Annotated in this window: 9 protein-coding genes, 1 tRNA gene and 1 pseudogene; 3 read left to right on the forward strand and 8 right to left on the reverse strand. The window is 66.7% G+C overall.

What is annotated here, in order from left to right:
- Positions 1-58: 58 nt before the first annotated feature.
- A complete protein-coding gene (locus ACZ56U_RS35315) occupies positions 59-775 on the forward strand; it encodes an SIMPL domain-containing protein (RefSeq protein WP_469088007.1) in 717 nt (238 codons plus the stop codon).
- Between the two features lie 192 nt (positions 776-967).
- Positions 968-2404, forward strand: a complete 1437-nt coding sequence (pyk, locus tag ACZ56U_RS35320) for a pyruvate kinase (RefSeq protein ID WP_469088008.1) — start codon at positions 968-970, stop codon at positions 2402-2404.
- Here pyk and ACZ56U_RS35325 read toward each other — a convergent pair whose 3' ends face one another.
- Together ACZ56U_RS35325 and ACZ56U_RS35330 are read right to left on the reverse strand one after the other, a co-directional pair.
- Positions 2405-3184: a helix-turn-helix domain-containing protein gene (locus tag ACZ56U_RS35325; RefSeq protein ID WP_469088009.1), complete on the reverse strand. Its 780-nt coding sequence runs from the start codon at positions 3182-3184 to the stop codon at positions 2405-2407.
- A gap of 106 nt (positions 3185-3290) precedes the next feature.
- Positions 3291-3363 (reverse strand) — tRNA-Leu (locus ACZ56U_RS35330).
- A gap of 102 nt (positions 3364-3465) precedes the next feature.
- Between ACZ56U_RS35330 and ACZ56U_RS35335 the strand changes: the two genes are divergently transcribed.
- Complete coding sequence (locus ACZ56U_RS35335) at positions 3466-4122, forward strand: ANTAR domain-containing response regulator (protein WP_469088010.1); 657 nt, start codon at positions 3466-3468, stop codon at positions 4120-4122.
- A gap of 83 nt (positions 4123-4205) precedes the next feature.
- Here ACZ56U_RS35335 and ACZ56U_RS35340 read toward each other — a convergent pair whose 3' ends face one another.
- The 6 genes and pseudogenes from ACZ56U_RS35340 to ACZ56U_RS35365 all read right to left on the reverse strand — a co-directional run.
- On the reverse strand, positions 4206-4922 hold the full coding sequence (locus ACZ56U_RS35340; RefSeq protein ID WP_469088011.1) for an ABC transporter ATP-binding protein: 717 nt from the start codon (positions 4920-4922) through the stop codon (positions 4206-4208).
- Positions 4919-5800: an ABC transporter ATP-binding protein gene (locus ACZ56U_RS35345; RefSeq protein ID WP_469088012.1), complete on the reverse strand. Its 882-nt coding sequence runs from the start codon at positions 5798-5800 to the stop codon at positions 4919-4921. The genes ACZ56U_RS35340 and ACZ56U_RS35345 overlap by 4 nt, the downstream gene beginning before the upstream one ends.
- A gap of 3 nt (positions 5801-5803) precedes the next feature.
- Positions 5804-7627, reverse strand: coding sequence for a branched-chain amino acid ABC transporter permease (locus ACZ56U_RS35350; RefSeq protein ID WP_469088013.1), 1824 nt, complete (start codon positions 7625-7627; stop codon positions 5804-5806).
- A gap of 5 nt (positions 7628-7632) precedes the next feature.
- The gene (locus ACZ56U_RS35355) at positions 7633-8565 is read right to left on the reverse strand and encodes a branched-chain amino acid ABC transporter permease (RefSeq protein ID WP_469088014.1); all 933 of its coding nucleotides are present in this window, start codon (positions 8563-8565) and stop codon (positions 7633-7635) included.
- Between the two features lie 140 nt (positions 8566-8705).
- On the reverse strand, positions 8706-9935 hold the full coding sequence (locus ACZ56U_RS35360) for a branched-chain amino acid ABC transporter substrate-binding protein (RefSeq protein ID WP_469088015.1): 1230 nt from the start codon (positions 9933-9935) through the stop codon (positions 8706-8708).
- A gap of 289 nt (positions 9936-10224) precedes the next feature.
- Positions 10225-10403, reverse strand: a pseudogene (locus ACZ56U_RS35365) (Tat pathway signal sequence domain protein); the annotation flags it as partial.

Consider the following 10403-nt stretch of genomic DNA (forward strand, 5'->3'; position numbering starts at 1 on the left):
GACCCAACCTGTGACATTCGCCGCCACCCACCAGTCAAGAAGTGACAGAGTAGGGCGTATGACCACACCCACCGCGGACGACCCCCACCCCTTCCAGCCCTACGGCACCCCCGACGCACCCCGCATCGCCGTCCGCGGCGAAGCACAGCTCGAAGTCGACCCCGAGATCGCCCGCATCGGCATCAGCGTCACCGCCCGCGGCAAAGACCGCCGCGCCGCCCTCGACGACCTCACCCGCCGCAACGCCACCGTCCTCGACCTGGTCAAGTCCTACGGCGACGCCGTCGAACGACTGGAAACCGGCTCCTTCTCCCTCACCCCCCAACTCAAGGAGAAAAGCCGCGGCGAACGCGTCCACGCCTACCACGGCCGCGTCCACATCACCGCCGAACTCACCGACTTCACAGCCCTCGGCGAACTCACCACCCGCCTCGCCGACCTGGAACTCACCCGCGTCGACGGCCCCTGGTGGGCACTGCGCCCCGACTCCCCAGCCCACCGCCAAGCCCGCCAGCAGGCAGTGAAAGAAGCCGTCCAACGCGCCCGGGAGTACGCGGAGGCACTCGGCACCTCCCTCGCCGCCCTGGTGGAACTCGCCGACATCGGCGCCGAGAACGCCCAACCCCTCGCCCCCGCCGCCGGCGGACGGATGCGCTCCATGGCCTACGCCGCCGACGACGACACCGCCGCCGCCCCCCTGGACCTCGAACCCCAGCGCCAGCGCATCCACGCCCAGGTCAACGCCCGCTTCACCATGGCGCCGCCCCAACTGTGACCGCGCCCGAACCCGAGCCCCGGTCCACATTCGAATTCCCACCCGAATAACCGCCCGAATTCACGAACGGGAACGCTCATCGGAGCACCCCGCCGCACAATTCAACACTTGTCAAAAGCCTTTCACTCAAAGGTTGTTGAGTAGTCACCCCACGCCAAATCCCTACCCGCCGGTAAGGCCTAGGCTCGGATCATGCGCCGAGCAAAAATCGTCTGCACCCTGGGCCCCGCCACCGACTCGTACGACCAGATCAAGGCACTGGTCGAGGCCGGAATGGACGTAGCCCGCTTCAACCTCAGCCACGGCTCGTACGCCGAACACGAGGAGCGCTACCAGCGCGTCCGCAAGGCCTCCGACGAAACCGGCCGCAGCGTCGGCACCCTCGCCGACCTTCAGGGCCCGAAGATCCGACTCGGCCGCTTCACCGAAGGCCCCGTACTCCTTGAACGCGGCGACACCTTCACCATCACCGTGGAAGAAGGCGCCCAAGGCGACCAGCGGCACTGCGGGACCACATACACCGGACTCGCCGCCGACGTGACCGCCGGTGAGCGCATCCTCGTCGACGACGGCAAGGTCTGCCTGGAGGTCACCGCCGTCGACGGACCCCGAGTCCACACCACCGTCATCGAAGGCGGCATGGTCTCCGACAACAAAGGCCTCAACCTGCCCGGCGTAGCCGTATCCGTGCCGGCCCTGTCCGAAAAGGACGAGGCAGACCTGCGCTGGGCCCTGCGCACCGGCTTCGACGTGATCGCCCTGTCGTTCGTCCGCAGCGGCCGCGACATCGAGGACGTCCACCGCATCATGGACGAGGAAGGCCGCCGCCTCCCGGTCATCGCCAAGGTGGAAAAGCCCCAGGCGGTCGACGCCATCGACGACATCGTGGCCGCCTTCGACGGCATCATGGTCGCGCGCGGAGACCTGGGCGTCGAAATGCCCCTCGAACAGGTCCCGATCGTCCAGAAGCGCGCGATCAAACTCGCCAAACGCAACGCCAAACCGGTGATCGTGGCGACACAGATGCTGGACTCGATGATCGACAACTCCCGCCCGACGAGGGCCGAGGCGAGCGACGTGGCGAACGCCGTCATCGACGGCACGGACGCGGTCATGCTGTCCGGCGAGACCAGCGTCGGCAAATACGCCATCGAGACGGTACGGACGATGGCCAGGATCGTCACGGCGGCCGAGGAGGACATCCTCGCCAAGGGCCTCCCGCCCCTGACCGAACGCAACAAACCCCGCACCCAGGGCGGAGCGGTCGCGCGAGCCGCGGCGGAGATGGGCGACTTCCTCGGCGCGAAGTTCCTGGTCGCCTTCACCCAGTCCGGGGACACCGTGCGACGCCTGTCCCGCTACCGCTCCCCGATCCCCCTGCTGGCCTTCACCCCCGAACCGGCGATTCGGTCACAACTCAGCCTGACGTGGGGCGTGGAGACGTTCCTGGGCCCCCAGGTCGACTCCACCGACGCGATGGTCGACCAGGTGGACGAGCTGCTGCTCAAGTACGGCCGCTGCGAGAAGGGTGACGTGGTCGTGATCACGGCCGGCTCACCGCCCGGAGTCGCCGGATCGACGAACCTCGTCCGGGTCCACCACATCGGCGAGGACGACAGCCCCAAGTAGTCAGTGTTTCGGGCCCACGTGGATGTCGAGCAGGGCGACTGAGGCCTTCTTGGCGACCGAGATGTTGTACGGGTTTCCGTGGCGGGTGCAGTGCGTCCACTCGATGTCCAGCTTGTCGAGGGTGTCTGTGTAGAGCTGCCTGATGTCGTCGGAGACGTTGGTGAAGAAGTACCGGGGGTATTCGTACCGCTTTCGCTCACCGGCGACGAGGCGGGTGGTCCAGTTGGTGATGCGGCAGCCGTCTGAGTGGATGAGACCGCGGATGAATTCCCAGGGGTGGGCGTCGACGATTTCCTGTTGCCAGGGGTGGAGGACGATCGGCCGCTCGTGCTTCTTGCCAGGGCCGTGCTGGGGGAACATGCAGGTCCAGTGCTTCGTGTACGACTTCACTTCGATGCAGCCAGGCTTGAAGCGCTGGCTCACGCGTGGCAGGGGCATCACCTTGCGCATGGCGTCTTCGGCGGCCTTGATAAGGCCGGTCTGTGTGGCGTTGCAGAAGACGGACAAATGATGCTGCTTGGGCTTCGAGATGATGTGGCCGTCGCCGAGGTAGAGGCCCAGGAGATAGGCATACGCGACCTCGTCGAATTCGCGGCCAGTGCACTGGGGGCAGTCTGTGGGCTGCTCGTAGGTTTCGTCGCGTAGCTTGCGGTCCTCGCTGCGCCACCAGCCGACCGTCCCTCGCGGGATGTTGAGGCGGGCGGCGACTACTCGGTTCGGGATGCCCTGGCGCATGAGCGCGACAGCGTGTGCGCGAATCGAAGGGTTGTGCTCTTCCATGCGACCACACTGTGTGAGTGTTCACGGCGACACGCAGCAAAAAGCGGATGTTCACGAGAACGGGAACATCCGCTTTCTGATGGCAACCTTCGATTCGAAGGAAAAGTGCCCCGAGTCGGATTCGAACCGACGCTGTATGGGTTTTGAATCCATGGCCTCTACCGCTGGGCTACCGGGGCCCCCTTCAATGTGAAGGTCAGCGGTCACCCGCTGTGCCCCCACCTTACCGCAGCTAGGTAGGCTCTTGTCAGCAGCACCCCTGCCCCGATCAAGGAGCCCCCGTGACCGCCCCCGAGTCGCCCCAGCCCGTAGACGCGCCCGACGACGACAAGTCGCACGTGCCTCCGCTGACGACCCGTGTCGTCATCGCCGAGGACGAGGCCCTGATCCGCCTCGACCTCAAGGAGATGCTGGAGGAGGAGGGTTACAGCGTCGTCGGTGAGGCCGGTGACGGTGAGCAGGCCATCGAGCTGGCCCGTGAGCACAAGCCGGACCTGGTCATCCTCGATGTGAAGATGCCCAAGATGGACGGCATCTCCGCGGCCGAGAAGATCGCCGAGGAGCGCATCGCCCCGGTCCTGATGCTCACCGCGTTCTCCCAGCGCGACCTCGTCGAGCGCGCCCGTGATGCCGGTGCCATGGCCTACCTCGTCAAGCCCTTCAGCAAGAGCGACGTCGTACCGGCGATCGAGATGGCCGTCTCCCGGTTCACCGAGCTGAGGGAGCTGGAGGCGGAGGTCGCCGACCTGACTCTGCGTCTGGAGACGCGCAAGCTGGTCGACCGGGCGAAGTCGATTCTGCAGACCGAGTACGGGCTGACCGAGCCGGCCGCGTTCCGTTGGATCCAGAAGACGTCGATGGACCGGCGTATGTCGATGCAGCAGGTGGCCGAGGCCGTCATCCAGGACGCGGAGGAGAAGAAGGCGTCCAAGGGCTGACCCGGAGCGGGACAGAGCGAGACGAAGCGAGGCCCGCGTCCCCGGCAGGGGGGATGCGGGCCTCGTCATGTCGCCGCGAGGAGCTAGTCCTCGCCGAGGTAGGCCTTGCGGACCGACTCGTCGTGCAGCAGGTGCTGCCCGGTGCCGGACAGCACGATCTTGCCGATCTCCATGACGTGACCGTGGTCGGCCAGTGAGAGGGCCGCCTGGGCGTTCTGCTCGACGAGCAGGATCGTGGTGCCCTGGGACTTCAGCTCGGCGATCGTCGCCATGATCTTCTGCATCATGATCGGGGACAGGCCCATGGACGGTTCGTCCAGCATCAGCAGCTTCGGCTGCGACATGAGCGCACGGCCCATGGCCAGCATCTGCTGCTCACCGCCCGAGAGGGTGCCGGCGGCCTGCTTGCGGCGCTCTCCCAGGATCGGGAAGAGGTCGTAGGCGCGCTGGATGTCCTTCTCGATGCCCTGCTTGTCGTTGCGCAGGAACGCTCCGAGCCGGAGGTTGTCCTCGATCGTCATGCGGGGGAAGATGTGCCGGCCCTCGGGGGAGTGGGCGAGGCCGAGCGAGACGATCTGGTGGGCGGGGGTCTTCTTCAGTGACTTGCCGTCGAACTTGATCTGGCCGCCGACCGGCTTGAGCAGGCCCGACAGCGTGCGCAGTGTCGTTGTCTTGCCGGCGCCGTTGGTGCCGATGAGGGTGACGACCTCGCCGGCCTCGACCTTGAACGAGATGCCCTTGACGGCCTCGATCTTGCCGTAGGCGACTCGGAGGTCCTCGACTTCGAGCAGTGCGGTCATCGGTCGTTCTCCTTGCCGGGCGCGGCGTCCGAGGGGGCGTTGGCCTCCGCCGTCTCGACTTCTGCGGCTTCTTCGTCGCCGGGGGCGTTTTCGAAGGGCTCGCCGAGGTAGGCGGCGACGACGCGCTCGTCGCCCTGGACGGTGGCGCTGTCGCCCTCGACGAGTTTCTCGCCCTGGACCAGGACGGCGACGCGGTCGCAGAGGTTGAAGATGAACCGCATGTCGTGCTCGATGACGAGGACGGCGATGCCCTTGTCGCGGATGGCGAAGACGAGTTCCTCGGTTGCCCGTGTCTCCTGCGGGTTCATGCCGGCTGTGGGCTCGTCGAGGAGCAGCAGGCCCGGCTCGCTGGCCAGGGCGCGCGCGATCTCGAGCTTGCGCTGTTCGCCGTAGGGGAGGTTGCGGGAGAGGTGCTCGGCTTTGTTGGCGAGGCCCACGAACTCCAGGAGTTCCATGGCGCGTTCGCGTGAGGCCCGCTCGGCCTTGTGGAAGCCGGGGCCGCGCAGCAGTGCGGACCACAGGCCTTCCTTGGTGCGGGTGTGGCGGCCGACGAGCACGTTCTCCAGGACCGTCATGTTGGCGAAGAGGCGGATGTTCTGGAAGGTGCGCGCGATGCCGGCGGCGGTGACCTTGAAGGACTTCGGCGGCAGGACCGTGCCCTTGTAGCGGACCTCGCCCTCGGTGGGGATGTAGAGGCCGGTGAGGCAGTTGAAGAAGGTGGTCTTGCCGGCGCCGTTGGGGCCGATGAGTCCGACGATCTCGCCGCTGTTGACGGTGAGGTCGACGTTGCGGACGGCGGTGAGGCCGCCGAAGCGCATGGTGACGCCGCGGGCGTCGAGGACGGTCGTCCCGGTGACGGTGGTGGTGTCGGTGGTCATGTGTCAGGCCCCTGTCTTGCCGAGGACTGCGGGCGCTGCGGCCTCTTCGTGGAATTCGAGCTGGCGGCGCCGGTTGGGGATGAGGCCCTCGGGGCGGAATCGCATCAGCAGGACGAGCGCGAGTCCGAAGGCGAAGAGTTGGTAGTCGCCGAGGAACTGGAGCTTGGCCGGGATCAGGTAGAGCAGGGCCGCGCCGACGAGGGGGCCGGCGATGGTGCCCATGCCGCCGAGGACGACCGCGGCGAGGAGGAAGGCGGAGTTGGGTGGTACGACGTGGGCGAACTGGTATTGCTCGGGTGTCACGGTGTAGGTGACGTGGGCCTGTACGGCGCCGGCGAGGCCGGCGAGGGAGGCGCCGAGGGCGAAGGCGATGAGTTTGACGCGGAAGCCGTTGATGCCCATGGCGAGTGCGGCGGTCTCGTCTTCGCGGATGGCGATCCAGGCGCGGCCGATGCGGGAGTCGCTGCTGCGCTGGAAGACTACGACGACGACGAGCGTGATGAGCAGCATGAGCAGGAAGTAGTTGGCGAATCGCGCGATGGTGAACCCGAGGATGGTGTGTTCGGCGCCGAAGTCGAAGCCGAGGATGTTGAGGTTCGGGATGGAGGAGATGCCGTTGGAGCCGTTGGTGATGTCGGGTCCGGAGGTGCCGTCCATGTTGAGGACGGTGATGCGGAAGATCTCTCCGAAGCCGAGGGTGACGATGGCGAGGTAGTCGCCGCGCAGTCGGAGGGTGGGGGCGCCGATGAGGACGCCGAAGACCATGGCGACTGCGGCGCCGAGGATCGCGGAGAGCCAGAACGGCAGGTGGAGGTCGAACGGTGAGGAGGGGGAGCCGGAGACCATGGCCGCGGTGTAGGCGCCGACGCCGAGGAAGGCGACGTAGCCGAGGTCGAGGAGGCCGGCGAGGCCGACGACGATGTTGAGGCCGAGGGCGACGGTGGCGAAGATCAGGATGTAGACGCCGATGGTCGCGTACTGGTCGTCGGACTGGGTGAAGGGGAAGAGTGCGGCGGCGATGAAGGCGCCGAACATGGTGATGGTGCGGTGTTTGCCGGTGATGGCCGAGACCCGGGCCACGAGCCCGGCCTTGGCGAGGGCGGCGAAGCCGAAGCCGACGGTGATGAGGAAGCCGACGAAGAGTTCGTCGTATTCGGTGCCGATGCCGTAGGTGAAGACGGTCAGGCCGACGGCCATGGCGGCGACGATGACGAGGATCTCGGCGTAGGCGGGGAGTTCGCGTGCCTTGCTGGGGGTTCCGGAGGCGACGGCGGACTTGAAGATGGTCCAGTTGTGGCGCGCTTTGTGCCGGAACTGCTCCCATCCGGTGTCGTCGGGGTCGGTGGGCTCGGGCTCGGGGCGTTCGAAGGGCAGTGCGTAGGCGCCGAGGACGGTGGCGAGGGTGACGATCGCGGCGATCCAGCCGCCGGGTTCGAGGTTGACGACGCCGCCGAGTTGGACGCTGATCGCGATGACGGTGTACCAGGCGGTGACGAAGGTGCCCAGTGCGGCCAGTTTGATGGCGCTGTCGGCTCCTGCGGGGGTGAGCCAGCGCAGGCCCTTGATGCGGTAGGAGGCGAGGCCGAGGAGGGTGGTGAGGGCGCCGCCGATGAGGACGAGGACCTGGAGGCCGCCGGGGTAGCCGGTGACGGTGAGGTCGCCGGGGAATTCGCTGGTCCAGGTCCAGGCGAGGAAGGTGGAGATGATGGCGAGGATGCCGCCGCCGGTGGCGAGGGCGCGGCCGATGTTCTCCGGGATGCCGATGAGGCCGGTGGGCTCGCTCTTCTTGATCGGCGCGCCGGGGGTTTCGGTGGTCTGTGTGGTCATCGGTGTCACGCCCTGTCAGCGACGCGCTCGCCGAGCAGGCCTTGTGGCCTGACGAGGAGTACGAGGATGAGGAGTACGAAGGCCCAGACGTTGGCCCAGGACTGGCCGCCGAGGAGGTCGAAGCCGGGGACGTCGGCGATGTAGGCGGTGGCCATGGTTTCGGCGAGGCCGAGGACGAGGCCGCCGAGCATGGCGCCGTAGATGTTGCCGATGCCGCCGAGGACGGCTGCGGTGAAGGCCTTGAGGCCGAGGATGAAGCCCATGCGGAACTGGACCTGGCCGTACTTGAGGCCGTAGGCGACGGCTCCGACGGCGGCGAAGACGGCGCCGAGGGCGAAGGCGACCACGATGATGCGGTCGGTGTTGATGCCCATGAGCTTGGCGGTGTCGGGGTCCTGGGCGGTGGCTTGCATGCCTCGGCCGGTGCGGGTCTTCATGACGAAGTAGGCGAGGATCGCCATGCTGATGGGTGCGGCGACGAGCAGGAACACGTCACCGGTCTGGATGGTGACGCTACCGATCTCGAAGGGGCCGCCCGCGATCTCGGGGAAGTTGATGGACTCCTTGGCCCCGGGGTACCAGGCCCACACCGCCTGCTGGAGCGCGAGGGAGAGACCGATGGCGGTGATGAGGGGTGCGAGGCGTGGGGCGGTGCGCAGGGGTCGGTAGGCGAACCGTTCCGCCCCCACGGCGACGACGACCGCGGCCATGACGGCTCCGAGGAGCATCAGGGGCAGTGCGATCCACATGGTGGTGCCGTCGGGCAGTACGTAGAGGTAGACCGTGAGGGCGCCGAACCCTCCGATCATGAAGATCTCGCCGTGGGCGAAGTTGATGAGCTGGACGATGCCGTAGACCATTGTGTAGCCGATGGCGACGAGCCCGTACATGGCTCCTAGTAGCAGGCCGTTGACCAGCTGCTGCGGCAGTTCGTTCACCGCATGTCCTCCGAGACTTCGGATGTTCGACGGATGTGTGGCCGGGTGTGTGGCCGAGTTGAGGCCGGATGCGAGTCCGCGCGGGGCGCCAGTGGAACAGCGCCCCGCGCGGCTCGTTCAGGTGGTGCTGCGGGTCTCTATCAGCCGGTGTAGGTGCCGGACTTCACGGCCTTCCAGGCACCGTTCTCGACCGCGTACACGGTGAGCTGCTTGTTGGTGGCGTCACCGTACTCGTCGAAGGAGACCTTGCCGGTCACACCGTCGAACGACACGTTCTGGACGGCGGCGGTGATCTTCGCGCGGGCGTCCGAGGGGAGCTTGCCGTCGTTGTCCTCGACGACCTTCTTCACGGCGAGGATGATCGCCCAGGCGGCGTCGTAGGAGTAACCGCCGTAGGCCGCGTACTCCTGCTTGTAGCCGGCCGCCTTGTAGTCGGCGACGAACTGCTTGGCGGAGTCGAGCTCCTCGACCGGGGCACCGACAGAGGTGGCGAGGTCACCGGTGCTGCCCGCGCCGCCCAGCTCGATGAAGGTCGGGTCGTAGATGCCGTCGCCGCCGACGAGCGGGATCTTGGCGCCGGAGGCCTTGATCTGCTTGCTCAGCGGGCCGGCCTGCGGGTACTCGCCGCCGTAGTAGACGACGTCCGCGCCGGAGTTCTTGACCTTGGTGGCGACCGCGGAGAAGTCCTTGGTGTCCGGGTCGATGTGGTCGGTGCCGACGACCTTGCCGCCGAGCTTCTTGAACTCCGCGGTGAAGGTGGAGGCCAGACCGGCGCCGTAGGTCTTCTTGTCGTCGATGACGAAGACCTTCTTCTTCTTGGCGTCGTTGAAGACGTACTGCGCGGCGAACGGGCCCTGGATGGCGTCCGTGGTCGCGGTGCGGAAGTACGACTTGTACGTCCGGGTCTTCTCCTTCTGCCAGTTGACGCCCTGGGTGAGCGCCGGACCGGTGTTGGCCGGGGAGATCTGGACGAGCTTGGCGTCGTCGAAGACCTTCTGCATCGACTCGGCGACGGAGGAGTTCAGCGGGCCGACAGCGCCCAGAACGGCCTTGTCGCTGACGAGCTGGACGGCGTTCGACTGGCCCGAGGAGGGCTGTGCCTGGTCGTCGAGGGCCTTGATCTCGAAGGTGACGCCGTCCACGAGCTTCTGCTTGTTGGCGTTCTTCGCGGCGAGGTCCACGGAGTTCTTGATGCCCTGACCGAGGGCGGAGAGGTCACCCGTCAGAGGGGCGTCGACGCCGATGACGACCTTGGTGCCCCCACCGGAGTCCGAGTCACCGCTGTCGCCGTCGCGCGAACCGCAGGCGGTGAGGGTGAGTGCTCCCGCCGCCAGCGCGGCGGTGATGGTGATGAGCGAACGTTGACGCACGATTCGTCCTTTCACTGGCGCGGCGCTCCCGCCTGGAAGCGGCCGAGTCGCTGCGCGGGTCCTGACGTGGCAATCCGGTGGCGCGGTGACTGGCCGTGACTCTAAGCGTGTGCGGGGATCGTGGAGGAGGGTCTGGGGGAGGCTGTGACGCTCTTGTTATGACACGTCGTAATGCAGAGCGGTGCTGAGTGGGTGGAACCGCGGAATTCAGGCGGATTCGCCCGGTCCACATTGTGAGAATCCGCAGGACCCGACCAGGGTCGTTCAGGCGTCTCGGGCGTTTTGCTAATTACCGAAAATCGTTGCTACAGGCGACTTGTAGGGCCTCTGAAAGCTGCTGTGCATAGCGCTGCCCGAGGATGAAACTATGAACTTCTATTGCGCGCGTATTACGTAGAGTTACGTCGAGGAAGGGGAGCCCGGCGTTCCATGGCACTTTTCGGCATTGCGTCACCCGCATCGTCACGA

It is taken from the genome of Streptomyces sp. NPDC034103, assembly GCF_055575395.1.